This is a genomic window from Phaeobacter sp. S60 (genome assembly GCF_000826845.1).
Classification (GTDB): Bacteria; Pseudomonadota; Alphaproteobacteria; order Rhodobacterales; family Rhodobacteraceae; genus Phaeobacter; species Phaeobacter piscinae.
Genome location: NZ_JSWJ01000028.1, coordinates 68,778 through 85,058, shown reverse-complemented (window position 1 = coordinate 85,058; position 16,281 = coordinate 68,778). Strand labels below are relative to the sequence as shown.

Genomic DNA, 16,281 nt, shown 5'->3' with positions numbered 1-16,281 from the left:
ACTCAGATAATTCCTACCCAGACCATCCGCGTGAACAAAAGCGAGTACCAAATCCCATGAGCAAGCAGACATTGGCCTACCTCACTTTTCTGCTCGCCGTAGCATTTGCGGCAGCACCGTTGGTGACGAACCCGTTCACCGGCTACACCGCCGACCAGTTGCCCTACCCGCAACCCCAACCGATTATACAGCCGATAGGCCCGACTTTTTCGATCTGGCCCGTGATCTATCTCTGGCTCATTGTAGGGGCGGGCTACGGCGCACTTCGTGCGGCCGAGGATCCGTCTTGGCATGAAATGCGAAGATACTTGGCGGTCAGCCTGGTTATCGGTACCTGCTGGCTGTGGGTTGCAAACATTTCGCCGATTCTTGCCACGTTCATGATAGTGGCGATGGCTGCCACCGCGACTCTCGCAATGCGCTGCGCTGGTCGGAATGACAGGATCTGGAAGCGAGGGCCCGTGGGGCTCTACGCCGGGTGGTTAACTGTCGCTTCTGCTGTATCTATTAGCATTGTCCTTCCGGGATATGGCCTGATGGACCCGCAGCTGTCCGGAATACTATGCCTCATCATCGCCTTGGTCGTAGCGCTTCTGGTACAGACAGGTAGCCCCTCAGCTTGGACCTACACTGTTGCCATCTGCTGGGCTGTCGGTGGCATCGTCATCAATCAGTGGGGCAGCGACAACTTGCTCGTTGTTGCCTTGGCCGGTCTGGGCTGGATCATCGTTGCGTTGCGCGGCCTATTCAGCGCCGGATTGAAATATGCTACTGAGTAGTGTAGGCATGGTACTAGTCAGCCCGCAACATCAGGTACGATATGAGTGTTAAAGCCTCCATCTCCTTGACCGAAGCGCAGGATGACTTTGCCCGCACCTTGGTCGCGGAAGGCCGGTATTCGAGCCTTAGCGCGGTGTTGCAACAGGGTCTTGAACTTCTGCGCGAAGAAACAGAGGCACGCCGTGCCGATACCGCAGCCCTGCGTGCCCTGATTGCAGAGCGGCGCGATGGTGCCTTTGTCAGTGCGTCAGACGGCCGCCAACGCACAGCTGATTTTCTGGCACGGAAACGGATGCAGCATGATCTACCGGGTTGATCGTGCCGAAGCGATCGACCGAGACCTAGAGGCTATTTTCGACTTTCTCTTTGAAGCCGCCATCAGCTTTGGTGAGGACGCAGAGACGGCGTTTGAACGCGCCGCGACACGTCTGACAGAGATTGACGACGCGGTTGAGGCATTGGGGCAAGCGCCCCACCAAGGCACGCTGCGCACCGACATTGCGCCGGGCCTGCGCAGCGTCACAAAGGGGCGTGCCATCTTCTATTTTGATCTCAACGAGACAGGCCAACAGCTGCGCGTGCTGGCGGTGTTCTTCGGTGGGCAAGATCACCAGCGCCGAATGCTGTTGCGTGCGCTTGGCCATGATGAGGCGTGACCAAAGATCTGATCAGGCCCCGATTTCATCATGATTGGTCAGGCATTCGGAATGATCCCGCAACACCTCCAGAACGCGACATTCGGCGACCGTACCGCCAGCACAATCGCAGATCATTCGCTGCAACTCAGTCTGCAGGGCTTCCAGTCGCGCGATCCGGTCCGCCACTTGCTTCAGCTGCCGTTGCGCTATGGAATCCGCATTGGAACATGATTGACCGGGATGATCCGCCAGATCCAACAATTCACGAATGGCCTCCAACGGAAACCCCAGTTGCCGGGCATGGCGGATAAAGGCCAATCTATCCAGCTCGGTATGGCCATACCGACGTTGCCCGCCCGCGGTTCGGCCCGGTTCCGGCATTAAACCGATTTGTTCATAGTAGCGAATGGTCTGCACCTTTGTCCCGGTGCGTTTGGCCAATGTCCCAATCGTCAGCATGCTGTTTTCCCCAGCGACCATAAAAATCTACATAGACTGTAGAATTCAACCTGCCGCCCCGCAAGCCAGGGAAACCGCAAAAAGGGGCCGCCCATGGCAGCCCCTTTTGTCAAAACCTTGATGCCTCAGGCAGCCGCTTCTCCCGGCCGCTTACCCAGAATAATCATACTCAGCAGGTCGTCATCGGTGACATCGTCAATATCAACGGTGCCGACCAGCTGACCATTCTTCATGACAGAGGCACGGTCACACAGCTCCATCACCGCATTGACGTCATGGTCGATCAGGAAAATCCCGATCCCCTGTGCCTTCAGCTGCTGAATCAGCTCTGCCACCATCTGCGTCTCATGCGGACCAAGGGCTGCCGTCGGCTCATCCATGATCAGGATTTTGGCGTTGAAATACACCGCCCGTGCAATGGCCACCGACTGGCGTTGGCCACCGGAAAGCGCCGACACCGGTTCTGAGAACTTCTGGAAATTCGGGTTCAGCCGGTTCATGATCTTGCGGCACTCAGCCTCCATTGCGGAGTCGTCGACCAATCCAAACGGCGTCACCAGCTCACGCCCCAGAAACAGGTTTGAGGCCGCATCAAGGTTATCCGCCAGCGCCAGCGTCTGATAGATCGTCTCGATATTATGCGACCGCGCATCCCGCGGATTGGTGATCTCAACCCTGTCGCCATTGACCCGGATTTCACCGGCATCCATCTGGTAAGCGCCGGACAACACCTTGATCAGGGTGGATTTCCCGGCACCGTTGTGGCCCAGCAATCCGACAACCTCACCCGGGTAAAGGTCGACGCTGACGTGGTCCACGGCTTTGATGCCGCCGAAGGAGATCGAAATATCCTTCATCTCGACCAGCGGGGTGGCGCCTGCGGCGCGCAGCTCTTTTGCGGTGCTCATATCCGGGCCCCCACACGTTTACGGTACAAGATATCAATCCAGACTGCCGCGACCAGCACTGTGCCGACAACGATATTCTGAAACGGTGCATCGACACCAACCATGGCCATACCCGATTGCAGACTCTGCATGATCAACGCGCCAAGGATCGCACCGTAAATCGTGCCAAAGCCGCCAGACAGGGCCGTGCCGCCGATGACTGCCGCCGCAATGACGCGCAGTTCATCCAAGGTGCCGATATCGTTGGAGTGGTTCGCCAGTCGCGCCGACGCCACCACTGCAGAGAGCGCACAGAGGAACCCCATGAGGGCGAAGATCTTCACCGTCAGAAGCCGCGTGTTGATGCCAGACAGCTCAGCCGCATCAGGATTGCCGCCAGTCGCAAAGATATACCGCCCCAGACGCGTCCGGCGGGCGATAATCGTCATCACCACAGCGGTAGCAATCAGGATCAATACCGAAATCGGCAGACCATAGCCAACGACCAGCCCCTCGGGCATGGTTTCCCCCTGCGCTTCCAGCATCCGCTTCAGACGGCGGGCGGGAATTTGATAGGCATTGAGGACGGCAACAAAACCAAGGATGGACGCGGCAATAGTACCGGCGATCACCGCTTCTGCCCAGGCTGGCTTCACCGGGAAGCCATGTCCCTGTTTCGCACGACGGCTGTTCCACAATGCGGCCAACGCCAGAACGGTCGCAACGATCCCAACCGCCCAGCTCAGCGTGGTGCCCAATGTGCCGGAGGTGCCGCCAAAGACCAGAAAGGTGCTGTCGAGCGGGCCAATCGTCTGACCATCGGTCAGATACCAGGCCACATTGCGCCAGACCAGAAATCCGCCCAGCGTCACAATAAAGGCCGGAATGGTCAGAAAGCCCACCATCCACCCCTGAAAGGCACCGATCAGCGTACCAATGGTGAGGCCCACAGCCACGGTGATAATCCAGGTGGCAGGATGGTTGAGGCCAAGACCCAACATATCCGGCAGCACATCCGTCTGCACCACGGCCATCACCGCCGAGCAGGTCGCCAGCAGCGCGCCAACACTCAGGTCAATGTGACGGGTCACGATCACAAACACCATGCCCGTGGCCATGATCGCCACCGACACGGTCTGAATGGTCAGGTTAAAGATATTGCGCGGCGTCAGGAAACGCCCATCCGTCAGGATGTTGAATCCAATGCACAAGATGACAAAGGCACCGATCATTCCCAATAGGCGGACGTCCAGTTCCAATTGCTGGAACAGGCCACGCTTGCTGTGTTCGGGGATCGGCTGAGACGTGGTTTCGGTCATATCCGAACTCCAGTGATCAGCGGTATTTAAAGGAGGGACGCGCGCCCGATCCGATCAGGACCGTCTTGTGGGCGCGCGCCGGTTTGAAACGCAGCAGCTGAGCGTTCTCAGCCGCAGCTTAGTTGCAGGGCGCGGGGCCGTTGGTCACACCTTGGCACAGCGCTTCTTTGGTGATCCATCCAGCATCCACAACAACCGACAGGTTGTCGGCGGTTACCGGGATCGGTTCCAGGAAGCGAGCGGTCAGCTCAGTGCCCGCAGGGGAGGTCCAGGCAGCGCCGCCCGCAACATCACCCATGGCAGCACCTTCGGCCATTTCAACCGCGATATTTGCCGCAGCCTTGCCCAGATCACGGGCGTCTTTCCAGACAGATACAGTCTGCGTGCCCTTGGCAACACGGTTGAGTGCAGCGTGATCCCCATCCTGACCGGAAACCGCGATGCCTTCCATGCCCTGTGCGGTCAGCGCGGCGACGACACCGCCGGCGGTGCCATCATTGGAGGCGACGACCGCATCAACCTTGTTGTCGCTGGCGGTCAGGATCTGCTCCATGTTGCGCTGTGCGTTGGCCGGCAGCCAGCCATCGGTATAAGCTTCACCAACGATTTTGATGTCGCCGCTGTCGATTGCGGCCTGAATGATCTCTTGCTGACCACCGCGCAGAAAATCGGCATTTGGATCGGTGGGCGAGCCCTTGATCATCACATAGTTGCCGCTGGGTTGGGCGTCGAGCACGGCGCGCGCCTGCATCCGACCCACTTCGACGTTGTCAAAGGTCAGGTAGAACGCACGGCCGTCTTCGATCAGGCGGTCATAGGCAACAACAGGGATGCCCTCGTCTGCGGCAGCCTGCACGGCCGGGCCGATGGCCTGGGCATCCTGGGCCAGTACGATCAGCGCATCAACGCCCTGTGCGATCAGGCTTTCGATGTCAGAAAGCTGCTTTGCCGAAGATGACTGCGCATCTGCAGACACATAGGTTGCACCTTTTGCTTCCAGTGCGGCCTTGATCGCGGCTTCGTCGGTTTTCCAGCGTTCTTCCTGAAAGTTCGACCAGCTGACGCCAACGGTCACATCTTCGGCAAGGGCCATGCTCGCGGTTGCGGCAAAAGCTAGTGCGGATACGCCACTCAAGAATTTCATTGTTTTCCTCCCTCGGGTCGTTGCGGGCCCGTGCAGCAGTCAGGTCCCCCCTCGCTGCATGCCCGTCCTGATATCCCTAACATTATTTTTTTTGAAACTCAAATTAAATAATGTATCATGAGGCCGGATATCTTGTCGGTCGGTCGTTTCCTGCGATAACCCGCCCGACAATAAGGGGGAAATACGGTGGTCAAATCGGACAGGCTTTCACATTCCGGCGAGTTGCGCGAAAGCAGCCGCCTACAGGTATTTGATACCATACGCGCCGCCGGGCAGATCGCCCGAATCGATATTGCCCAGATCACCCGGATCAGCCCGGCCACTGTCACCGCAATCACTGCTGAGCTGCTGGCTGCCGGATTGATCGAGGAGGTCAGCCCCGACACCGCGCGCGGTGCCAAACGGGGCCGCCCACGGGTTGCCCTCAAAATTCGGGGCAGCGCCCATCATATCGCAGGGTTGAAACTGTCCCATCACGCCATCACCACGCTGATCACCGATTTCGAAGGCACCGAATTGATCAGCCACGAAATGCCCCTGCGTGGCGGTCAGATGTCCCCGGATGCCCTGTGCGAGAAAATTGTCGAGGCGCTGGATCAAAGCTGCGCCAAAGGTGGGCTGACCCGCGCGCAGATCTCCGGCGTCGGCATCGGCATGGCAGGTGTCATGGATGCGGACCGAAACTTCATCTATTGGTCCTCATCGCTCAATGTGCGCAACATTGACCTCGGAAGTGCGCTAAAGTCGCACCTCAGCATGCCGGTGTTCATCGACAATGACGCCAACTTGGTCGCCAAAGCAGAGCATCTGTTCGGCGAAGGCGACACCCGCAGCAACTTTGTCGTTGTCACCGTCGAGCACGGCGTCGGCATGGGCATCGTTATTGACAACCAGATCTATCGTGGCGCGCGTGGCTGCGGTGCGGAGTTCGGCCATATCAAGGTGCAGTTGGAAGGCGCGCTCTGCCAATGCGGGCAACGTGGCTGTCTGGAAGCCTATGTTGGCGACTATGCCCTGCTGCGTGAGGCAAATATCACCAGTGGAGTCGAGCGGCACAAAGATCTTGCTTCGCTTTATGCAGCGGTGGCTGATGGCGACATGATGGCACAATCCATCCTCGACCGCGCCGGACGGATGTTTGCCATGGGTCTGGCGAACATTGTCAATATCTTCGACCCTCAGATGATCGTCCTGGCCGGCGCGCAGTTGGCCTTTGGATACCTGTCTTCTGACAAAGTGGTCGAAGAAATGCGCCGCTGGGTGGTGCAGGTGGATGGCCCCCTACCAGAGGTGCGCGTGCATGGCTGGGGCAATCAGATGTGGGCGAAAGGCGCCGCAGCCTATGCGATTGAAGAAGTCTCGGCCCTCACCATTCGCGAGGTTGCAAGCCATGCCAGTTAGGGTCCGTCTACTTCTGGCGCCACTGTGCCTTCTGCCGCAGATTGCGCTCGCCAACGGTTCTGAGCCGCCCGTTTTCACCCCACGCCCGATCGCCGCGCATATCTATGATGGCGGCTGGGAGCATTTCGTGGGCGGCGGGCTGGCTTCGCTGGATTGCAACGGCGACAGATTTCCCGATCTGGTGGCCGCAGGTGGCAGCAACCCGGTTCAGTTGATGATCAATCGAACAAAGACCCCCGGTGCAAATGTGCAGTTTACCGCCGATACGCCAGAAGCCTTGGCGCAAACGGGGGTCACCGGCATCTATCCGCTGGATATTGACGGTGACGGGATTCTGGATCTCGCCCTGTTGCGTGTCGGCGCCGACCAATTGCTGCGTGGCACCGGAGACTGCCAGTTCGAACCATTTGATGATCTTGGATTTTCCAGTGGTGATCACTGGACCACTGCCTTCTCCGCGACATGGGAAAATGGGGCGCAACTCCCCACTCTGGCCTTCGGCACCTACGTAGACCGGAGCAACCCGGATGGTCCTTTTGAGGCCTGCGATGACACGCTGCTTTATCGCCCCGAGGGGAGCAGATATGGCCCGCCAAACAGGCTCAAACCCGGCTATTGTGCCCTATCCATGCTGTTCACCAACTGGCACCGGCGCAAGGACGGGCCTGTGCAGGGGCGCGCCGACCTGCGCATCAGCAATGATCGGCACTATTACGTCCGCGACGGGCAGGAACAAATGTGGAAGATGACCACGCCGCCCGTGCTATACCAGCAGGATGACGGCTGGGCCCCCTATCACCTCTGGGGTATGGGAATCGCGTCGCGCGATCTCAATGGCGATGGGTTCTCTGATGTCTATCTCACCTCAATGGGGGATCAGAAGCTTCAGCTGTTTGATCCGGCCGGTATCGGCCCGTCCTACCGCGATGTGACCTACGACTACGGAACAACCGCCCACCGTCCAACCAGCGGCGGCGACGGGCGACCCTCCACCGGATGGCATGCGGATTTCGGTGATGTGAACAACGACGGACGTGACGATATCTTCGTGACCAAAGGCAATGTGGAACAAATGCCAGACGCCGCCATGCGTGACCCAAATACGCTTTTGATCCAAGGTGTTGACGGGCGATTTACGGATGCCGCCGCGGCGGCACAAATCGCCAGCATGGCCCGGTCTCGTGGCGCCGTACTGCGTGACTTCAATCTGGATGGTCGCCTTGACCTCGCCGTGGTCAACCGTCGCGCGCCGATGGAGCTCTATCAGAACGCCACTCAAGCAACAGGTAACTGGCTCTCCCTGTCGTTGCGGGGCATTGCGCCGAACACCCAAGCCATCGGTGCCTTTGTCGAGCTGGACACCGGAACCCGGATCCATACCCGCGAAATCACGGTTGGTGGAGGTCACGCGGGCGGTTCCGTCGGCGATCTACATTTTGGCCTGGGAGAGGCGCAGGGCCTGCGATTGCGTGTGATCTGGCCGGATGGAGAGACAACCGAGTGGCAGGCGGTGCCACCCAACCAGCATATTACAGTGATCCAGTAGCCCCGTCCGGGCCTACTGCTCCACAGGCAGGCCTGAGGGCACGGTATCAGGTACGCCAAGCCGCCCCGCCGCCGCAGTGCTATCGGTCAGAGCCTCAAGAAAGGCAACAAGATCGGCGATCTCACCGTCACTCAGCGCAACAGGCGCCAGATCATTGGCGGATGCGATACGCTGCACCTCCGCAGGATCATCCAATGCGGCCCAATCTACCGCGCCCGAAAGTGCAGGCAGAACCACCTGAGTGCGGTCATATGCCATCAACGCGTCCAGCGGGTCCAGATGATGACGCACAACCGCCTCCAGAGTGCCATAGGCGCCGCTATGCCCATAGGGTGCCGTCAGCGCCACATTCCGCAACGAGGGGGTGCGAAATCTATACGCATCATCAGGGGTTCCGGTGACACGTAGCCTGCCTTCATCGCGGGCATGCGCTTCAAACCGCGCCGCCTTTCCCGGTCCGAGTTGTGGCATTGCGATTGCGTGAAACCCATTGTCTGTCTGCAACCAGCCGGAATGGCATTGGCTGCAGCCTGCTGCGCCATAAAACAAGCCCTGCCCCCGCGCCGCAACGGGTGGCAGCGGCTCTCCCTGCATCTGCGCACGATCAAACGGGCTGTCATCGGCCCGCCACTCAAACCGGATAAAGGCGGCAAGCATATTGCCGATATCCGTGAACCGAATGGGAGCCCCAGCGCCTAGCACGCGATCAAACCGCTGCCTGTATTCCGGAATATCCGCCACCCGACCTGCGACCAGATCCCAGGCGCCCCCCGGGTGGCTCAACTGACCCAGACGCACCGCGCGGGACACCTCGTTTTCGCCGTAGTGGCCCGCCATCTCATCTGCTGAAAGCACCGGAAACATCGCCTGGGCAGACAGCGCCGAGTCAAACCCAGACAGCATATCGCCCTCCAACGGCGTCCGAATACCTGACCCGTAGGCGGGATCTGCCTCCAGACGACCGTCATGAAACATCACATCCATCCCGCGCGCGCCAAGGTTCCAAAGTGCGGGCGCATTGCGCGGGATGCGTTGCTCCGGCAGGTTTTCGGGATCCACCTGTCGTTTGGGGCCCAGCCCGTTGGCGCCTTCACCCAGCGACAGCGACACACCATCACCAGTGCCAAACCGCGGATGATGACAGCTGGCGCAGCTGATGTTGCGATTGCCTGACAGGATCGGATCGTAGAACAACAACTGCCCCAACTCGACCTGTGCCTGATCCATCAGCGCGAAACTCGGACGTTGTCCAAGATCCAAGGGCTGATGCTTGGTCTCCGCGATGACAGCGTTGGTATAGGCCACAAGGCTCAGACCAGCGATAACACACCCCAGAAGACCGTTCCGACGCCAATACTCAGTCATCCTGATCCGCCTCATTTGTTGAGAAATTCAATGATAATCTCTGATGATACGGCCGCCCTGGGTGCACCAAAACACTTGGAAAATCAGGTTGATTGACCGCATCCGGGAACCCCTGCGGCTCAATACAGACAGCGACAAAGGGTGCAAGCTGCTGCCCGCCCTGTGCCGCCACCGCGCTGTTCAGATGTGTTGCGGTATAGATCTGCGCACCCGGCTGATCCGAAAAAACCCGCATGGCGACCCCGTTTGGAGCAGTCAATCTTGCAATTTCCGGCATATGGCTATCGGCACCCTTGGCAAAGATGACATGATTGTCGGTCCCAAGCCGCAATGGATCCAGCGTTGCAAAGGATTGCCCAACGGTAAAATCCAATGAGGTCCCCGCGACAGGCGCAATCGCGCCTGTTGGCACCCCGTCCGGGCGAAGCAGAAGATAGGCGCTCGAAGGACAGCGGAGGCGATGCCCCCAAATGTCGCCGGTGACACCCAGCGTATAGTAATTGTGCTGCGCCAGATTGATTGGTGTCGTCTGATCAACGCTGGCACTCATATCATAGCTGACACTGGCGCCGGACACTGTGATCCGCAGCAGGAATTCAGCGCACCCGGGATAGCCATTCTCACCATCAGCTGAGGTATATCTCAGCTCCGCCGCATCATCGGCCACCTGCTGGATTTCCCAAAACACCCGCCCGAGACCCGCCGTCCCACCATGCAGCTGATTGCCCCCCTCATTGGCATCCAGTGCAACCAGCCGCCCCGCCAGATCGAAACCCGCGCCGCCAACGCGATTGGCCAACCGGCCAACAATAGCGCCCAGATAGAAAGGGTCCCCCAGATAGGAGACGATATCACGATAGCCCAGAACCATCGGCACCCATCCATCGCCGACGCGCAGATCCAGCCGTGCCGTGACCGCGCCGAAGTTGAGGACCCGAAGCCGCAGAAGATCAGTCTCCAGATCCAGCCATCGCAGCTGATCAGCGGCAGTCTCCGGCAAATGCGCGTGCGGCGGAGAGGATGCTCCAATAGATGACTGGCTGGCTGATGGCATAAATGGGTGTCCTTGGCTACAGAACCCCGACTAGTCCTGATATGGCTATTTATTTCGAATATCAAATTAATACGCCGCATCAGAGCTGTCAATTCAGCCGACACTGGTGGCTGAGCAGCGGGCATCAGAGATGTCGGCGTCGGTGTCAGCCACACGTTCCATCGGCCGCGCCAGACACCGACGCAGCCCCGGCAATCAGACAGCGCCCAAGCAATACTCTGTTTAAGACAAATTCTTGCCACGAATTTGAATCAAATCTTAGGAAAGGCGGATGAGGTCGCAGCCACCAAGAGCAAATAGCGACCCTGTCGACATTCATGTTGGCACCGCGAGGTTGAAGATCGGGGTAAGACATGAGCGACATTACAAATTTCGACAACCTGCGCTCACCCGTCGGCTGCGAGCAGGCCGCTCCACGGCGTATTGGCCTTTACGCCATCATCGGGAAACGCCTTCTCGATATCCTCTTGGCCCTGATACTGTTTCCGGTACTTTCGCCGGTGATTGCCCTTCTGTGGATGATCAGCCGACGCGACGGGGGGCCGGGCTTCTTCGGCCACACGCGCATCGGGAAAGACGGTACCCCCTTCACCTGCTGGAAAATCCGCACCATGATCCACGGTGCCGAAGACGTATTGGCCGAACATCTGAAAACCGACGCCAAGGCAGCTCAGGAATGGGCGCGCGACCGTAAGCTGAGCCGGGACCCGCGGATCACCGGCCTGGGGCTATTCCTGCGCCGCAGCAGCCTGGACGAGCTGCCGCAGATCTGGAATGTGCTGCGCGGCGACATGAGCTTTGTCGGGCCACGGCCAATCGTGCGGTGTGAGTTGAGCAAATATGGATCCGCCGCGCCGATCTATCTCAGTCAGAAACCGGGAATCACTGGCTTGTGGCAGGTATCCGGGCGCAATGATGTCAGCTATGAGGATCGCGTCTCTTTTGATATTGATTACCTCGCACGCCGGACATTCAGCTTTGATATCAAACTGATCCTGTTGACGGGCCTGTCGGTTATCGCCCGGACCGGACGGTAAAGACGCCATTAAGCCCTATGCGATACTGTCCGGACGAAGGCAAAAGGGATCACAGCCTGTGTCAGCGGCGGAGAGCCGCGCGGCATCAGCTTCCCTCACTGCAATAGCGGGACGACCAGAATGCACGACAGCAATACCGACGCATCAACACTGAGCCATGTATCAAGAGGCCGCGGCCGCCTCGCGTTGCTCGGGGTGTTCTGGTCTTTCGTCAACATCATGGTCAGCAATGGTCTCACCGTTGTTGTTTTCCTCGTCACCTCGCTGCTGCTGGAGCCTGCCGATTTTGGCGCGGTGGCCCTTGCGACATCAATTGTGATCTGGGTGATGACCTTGGTGCCCCTCCCCCTGGGCGACGCCATTATTCAACGCAGCGATCTGAGGCAGGCGCATCTGGACAGCGCATTCTGGCTGACCATGGCCATTGCCTTGGCCGCGATCGCGATCTTGGTTTTCACAGCCCCGCTGATCGCAAGCTGGACCAGTCTCGATGTGCTGGCAGTCATTCTGCCGGTCTTGTCCCTGCGCATCCTCTTCGTATCGCTTGGAAATATCCCCGCCGCCCTGGTGAACCGGCGCATGGAGTTTCGCCATATCGCCCTGCGCACAACGCTGGCCAACGGGTTGGGTGCGGCGGGTTGCCTGCTGCTTGTCCTACAGGGCTATGCCATCTGGGCTCTGATCATGGCACAGGTGATCACCGCCGTGGTTGGCTGCGTCGTCTCCTACTGGACCGCAGATTGGCGTCCTGGATCTCAGCTTTCCCGTGCGGCGCTGAGAGATTTGCGCGGTTTTACCCTGTTTACCATGGGCGGGCGGATGATCGAACCGACCAAGATCAACCAGATTCTTCTGGGGATTGTTGCAGGGCCGGCTGTGCTCGGCATTTTCTTCTTCGCCCGTAGAATCTGCGAGATCCTGCAGGAGCTGACCATCGGGACCCTGCTGCCAGTCACCAGAGTCCTGTTCGCCAGCCTCCAAGCGGAAAAAGATCAGCGCCGCGAGGCGTTTATCCTCAGCAGCTTTGCCGCAGCAACAGCTGCCTTTCCGTTGTTCATCGGCTTTATCATCGTGGCACCAACAGCCATCCCCTTTGTCTTTGGCAGCAAATGGCTGGCGGCAATCTATCCGCTGCAATGCTTTGCCATGCTGAGCCTGATGATGAGCATCGGCGTCATGCAGGCTTCTCTGGTTCGGTTCTCAGGTCATGCCAGATGGTGGTTCGGCTTCGAATGTGTGGTCAGCCTGACAGGATTTGCGGCAATACTACTGCTGGCCCCTGGAGGTCTGAACCCGATCATGTCCGCGCTCGTGGGCATCTCCTTCCTGCTGTGGCCAATTGCGACACGCAAAACCCTGAGGATACTCGATATGTCGGTGGCAACCTATATATTCGATTCCCTGCGACCGGCCCTGATATCTGTATCCATGATGGCCATCGCCCTATTTACGCTGCGCGAATTGGGACCTCCGATGTATGGGACCTCGCAACTGTTGGCGCAGTTTGCCGTGGCTATCCCCACCTATGTTGCTATGATCCTTCTGGTTGGGGGGGACCGACTCCATCAGATTGTCAGCAAGATCCGAAGCAACAGGAACAATTGCTCGCAGTAGCGCGGACAACCCCCGGTCAGCCTGGAGAAGCAAGCCTTACGCCTGGCTTCAACACCGCCGTATGCTGGGCTGCATGTTCCTGACGTAGAAATTCACTGAACACGGTGAAGCCGTTTCAGCGCTCTCTGCGCGGCTCTCGGTATTGACCAAGCTGCACCCCGCAACGAGCTTTCCATCCGATCCTTACCGCATCGGCGGCTACCCCATGTAGGCGTCCGGAGAGAAAGCTGAAGCTCGTCGCAACTTCGAGCCCTTTGTGTCATTTTGCGGCTAATCGACCTAATCTGTGCTGTCAGCGATGCGGAATTAGAGAACGGCAAGTGCCACCAAGAAATATCTCGCCGTTGGATATCACGAGCCCCAACCATGCGCCAAGATGACAGTGCGCAGTTCAAAAGCCAGCCTGGAGAGCGGGGCAAATCAAAGACCAAGCCCCCGTCTTCTTTCAACGCTGCGAACCTCGTCCTATGGAAATAGGTGCCAACGCCACCCGACCGGGGGACTGTGCCAGACATATAGCAGGAGTCTGCAAGAGTTGGTTGCCGATCCATTTCCGAAACACCAGTCGATGCGTCGAACTGTTGCTGAGCGGAGCCGATACACATCGCCGATGCCAATATTGCAACAAGGGGCCACCGCCTCTAGCAAGCTGCGGTGGCCCAAGTAGCCCTCAACCTGAAGCCCCCAGACGATCTGCCTGTAAGCCCTTCAGGAAGGAGTGTCATGTTGTTCGGAACATCTCGCCAGACAGATCTTGGCTACCGAGTGTAGTGCTGATGCAGTGATAACTGTTGATCTGAGAGCCATTCCTGATCTAGGCGGCTGCGACATAGCGGTGCGAATTCCGTTCACCCTCTATGCGATCACCGGTCTGAAAGGATGTCACCAGGCGAGACAGGTTCGTCGTCTCATGATCCAGAGAGCTACAGGCTGCAGCGGTTTCTTCGCACATGGCAGCGTTCTGTTGTTGCGCAGCCTCTAGCGTGCTCATGGCCCCGTTCAACTCGGAAATCCCTCTAGATTGCTCGTCCGCCTGCTTGGCAATATCGCCGACATGTTCAGAAATGCTGCCAATGGCATTCATGATCGTGGTGAGTGAGTCGTTTGTCCGGCCTACAAGATCGACACCATGGGCCACCTGCGCTTCAGAGGCAGCAATCAACTTCTTGATTTCGAGGGCGGATTCCGATGACCGCAGAGCGAGGCTGCGGACTTCAGCTGCTACAACCGAAAACCCGCGACCTGCCTCACCCGCGCGCGCGGCCTCTACACCGGCGTTCAGAGCAAGAAGGTTAGTCTGGAACGCGATGTCATCAATCATGCCGGTGATCCGCGTGATCTGCTCGGACGTCGCGGCAATAGAGTCCATTGCATCCACTGTCTCACGCGCAACCGCTGAGCTGTTGGTTGCATTCTGACTCACTGAGGTGACCAGAGCCTCGGTTTCGCGCGCGCCGCCGGCGACATGTTGCACATTCTGTGTAAGCTCGCTCAGGGAGGCGGCTGTCTCTTCCAGCTGCAGCGCTGATTGCTCAGTCCGCTGGGACAGATCATTGGTTGCGGACGCAATTTCCGTCAGCCCAGTATCGATGGAGTCAGCGGAGTCATTGACCGATGTGATCAGCTTGCTCAGTTGTTCAACCGTGTTGTTGAAGTCCTGGCGCAGCGCCTCATATTGGCGCGGCATCTCGTCATGGATTTTGACATCCAGCCGCCCAGCGGCCAATTGCTGGAGTTGTAGTGCAAGCGTTTTGACAACCTCTTCCTGTTGTTGTTTCTCGCGCAACTGAGTTGCCTCCAGCTCTTCCTTGGAGGCTAGGCCCTGACGCAGCGTCTCGATGGAAACAGCCATCGCCGCTATCTCGTCTTTTCGTTTCGGAATATCAACAGGTTCATGGACTTTGCCCTCGGTCAGGTCCTTCATGACCCGGAGCATCCTGCCCAGAGGACGCCGCACGAGCGAACGAACCGAGAAAAGGATAGTGGCCAGAGTCAGACCCAACAACAGCACGTTTGTAATCAGCTGCTCATAAATGCTGGCCTTGACGGGGTTAACGAATACGTGGCGTGGGACATCCAGAACCACAACCCAGGTCTTGTTCATGCCATAGGCGGTAAACGGGTAGAACAGACGTGTAGATCCGTCCGCTCGATCTGAGACAATCTGCACCTCACCCGTTTCAACAGCAGCCTGAAATTCAGCGACTTCCTCACCTTCAAAGGCTTGGACCAGCATCTCCGGGTCCGGGTGAGAGAGCCATTTGCCCCCCTGCCCTAACAACATCACACTGCCGCCCTCATAGACGGAGAGCCCACGAACGAAGTCGCCCAGATTGTCGAGGACGATATCTACGCCCGCGACACCGACGATCTGCCCTTTGGCGTTGACCGGGACCGACACCGATGTCAGCAGCCTGTTCTCATTGGAAAGATATGGCTCAGTGATCACACTCTCACCGCTGTCGATGGGCAGGCGATACCACTCGGACGTATCATTCGGATCAACTTCGAAGGTCTCGAAGTTCAACCCGCCCGCATCCGATTTGGTCCAATAGGCGGCGAAGATACCATCCGCATTGCGGCCTTCGGATCCAGTAATGAAATCCTCGGTGGCGCCATCAGGGATTGCGGACATCCAGGAGGAAAACACAAGATCGTAACGGCCTGGTACACCTTCCATGATTTTGATCAGATCGGCGGTGGTCGCTTCGCCATCCTCAATGTAGCCGGACAAGGCTCCACCAAGAGCAGATGCGGCCGAGGTCGCCTCAACCAGCTGCGAAGACAGGCTCTGGGCAATGTCCGAAGCGCGTTGGGATGCGCCTTCCAGGACCCGCTCTCGAACCTGTTGGGACTCATTGAGAGCCGTGAACACGCTGAAGCACAGCATCAAACCGGTGATGGCAACCGTGGTCGCGGCAAGAAGCTTGCCTGAAATTGTATTGAACAGAGCTGGCATTGAAATCTCCACTTGGAAGGCTCGTCGTTAACGATCCCTCCCACATTTGCCTGAACAAAGTGTTGACCCATGTATTCA

The 16,281-nt window shown here is 58.3% G+C and carries 14 protein-coding genes; 7 read left to right on the top strand and 7 right to left on the bottom strand.

The genetic code is table 11. The features are described 5' to 3' along the window. Positions 1 to 56: 56 nt before the first annotated feature. Genes OO25_RS20055 through OO25_RS20045 form a run of 3 tightly spaced genes read left to right on the top strand, consistent with a single transcriptional unit; the run spans position 57 to position 1,436 of the window. Positions 57 to 779, top strand: coding sequence for a tryptophan-rich sensory protein (locus tag OO25_RS20055; protein ID WP_040182405.1), 723 nt, complete (start codon positions 57 to 59; stop codon positions 777 to 779). Between the two features lie 41 nt (positions 780 to 820). Next, positions 821 to 1,096 carry a type II toxin-antitoxin system ParD family antitoxin gene (locus tag OO25_RS20050; RefSeq protein ID WP_040182404.1) on the top strand — a complete coding sequence of 92 codons (276 nt, stop codon included), beginning with the start codon at positions 821 to 823 and terminating at the stop codon, positions 1,094 to 1,096. Continuing rightward, positions 1,080 to 1,436 carry a type II toxin-antitoxin system RelE/ParE family toxin gene (locus tag OO25_RS20045; RefSeq protein WP_040182403.1) on the top strand — a complete coding sequence of 119 codons (357 nt, stop codon included), beginning with the start codon at positions 1,080 to 1,082 and terminating at the stop codon, positions 1,434 to 1,436. Before OO25_RS20050 ends, OO25_RS20045 begins: the two co-directional genes overlap by 17 nt. A gap of 12 nt (positions 1,437 to 1,448) precedes the next feature. Here the strand turns inward: OO25_RS20045 and OO25_RS20040 are convergent, their stop codons facing one another. From OO25_RS20040 to xylF, 4 genes are all read right to left on the bottom strand, one after another. Next, positions 1,449 to 1,877: a helix-turn-helix domain-containing protein gene (locus tag OO25_RS20040; RefSeq protein ID WP_040169775.1), complete on the bottom strand. Its 429-nt coding sequence runs from the start codon at positions 1,875 to 1,877 to the stop codon at positions 1,449 to 1,451. Between the two features lie 125 nt (positions 1,878 to 2,002). Beyond that, entirely contained in the window at positions 2,003 to 2,785 is a 783-nt protein-coding gene (locus tag OO25_RS20035; protein ID WP_040169773.1) for an ATP-binding cassette domain-containing protein, read from the bottom strand. Then, positions 2,782 to 4,083 carry a sugar ABC transporter permease gene (locus OO25_RS20030; RefSeq protein ID WP_040169771.1) on the bottom strand — a complete coding sequence of 434 codons (1,302 nt, stop codon included), beginning with the start codon at positions 4,081 to 4,083 and terminating at the stop codon, positions 2,782 to 2,784. The genes OO25_RS20035 and OO25_RS20030 overlap by 4 nt, the downstream gene beginning before the upstream one ends. A 118-nt stretch (positions 4,084 to 4,201) precedes the next feature. Next, on the bottom strand, positions 4,202 to 5,227 hold the full coding sequence (xylF, locus tag OO25_RS20025; protein ID WP_040169769.1) for a D-xylose ABC transporter substrate-binding protein: 1,026 nt from the start codon (positions 5,225 to 5,227) through the stop codon (positions 4,202 to 4,204). A gap of 186 nt (positions 5,228 to 5,413) precedes the next feature. On the opposite strand from xylF, the gene OO25_RS20020 reads away from it, so the two are divergent. After that, positions 5,414 to 6,628 (top strand): ROK family transcriptional regulator, encoded by a 1,215-nt coding sequence (locus tag OO25_RS20020; protein WP_040182402.1) that lies wholly within the window; start codon positions 5,414 to 5,416, stop codon positions 6,626 to 6,628. Beyond that, positions 6,618 to 8,174 (top strand): CRTAC1 family protein, encoded by a 1,557-nt coding sequence (locus tag OO25_RS20015; RefSeq protein ID WP_040182400.1) that lies wholly within the window; start codon positions 6,618 to 6,620, stop codon positions 8,172 to 8,174. Before OO25_RS20020 ends, OO25_RS20015 begins: the two co-directional genes overlap by 11 nt. A 12-nt stretch (positions 8,175 to 8,186) precedes the next feature. Here OO25_RS20015 and OO25_RS20010 read toward each other — a convergent pair whose 3' ends face one another. Together OO25_RS20010 and OO25_RS20005 are read right to left on the bottom strand one after the other, a co-directional pair. Continuing rightward, positions 8,187 to 9,539, bottom strand: a complete 1,353-nt coding sequence (locus OO25_RS20010; protein WP_040182398.1) for a cytochrome-c peroxidase — start codon at positions 9,537 to 9,539, stop codon at positions 8,187 to 8,189. Beyond that, a complete protein-coding gene (locus OO25_RS20005) occupies positions 9,532 to 10,593 on the bottom strand; it encodes an aldose epimerase family protein (RefSeq protein ID WP_040182397.1) in 1,062 nt (353 codons plus the stop codon). The genes OO25_RS20010 and OO25_RS20005 overlap by 8 nt, the downstream gene beginning before the upstream one ends. A 353-nt stretch (positions 10,594 to 10,946) precedes the next feature. On the opposite strand from OO25_RS20005, the gene OO25_RS20000 reads away from it, so the two are divergent. Then, positions 10,947 to 11,630 (top strand): sugar transferase, encoded by a 684-nt coding sequence (locus tag OO25_RS20000; protein WP_040182395.1) that lies wholly within the window; start codon positions 10,947 to 10,949, stop codon positions 11,628 to 11,630. A gap of 120 nt (positions 11,631 to 11,750) precedes the next feature. Further along, complete coding sequence (locus OO25_RS19995) at positions 11,751 to 13,244, top strand: oligosaccharide flippase family protein (protein ID WP_040182392.1); 1,494 nt, start codon at positions 11,751 to 11,753, stop codon at positions 13,242 to 13,244. A gap of 814 nt (positions 13,245 to 14,058) precedes the next feature. Here the strand turns inward: OO25_RS19995 and OO25_RS19990 are convergent. After that, on the bottom strand, positions 14,059 to 16,203 hold the full coding sequence (locus OO25_RS19990; protein WP_040169757.1) for a methyl-accepting chemotaxis protein: 2,145 nt from the start codon (positions 16,201 to 16,203) through the stop codon (positions 14,059 to 14,061). Between the last annotated feature and the right edge of the window lie 78 nt (positions 16,204 to 16,281).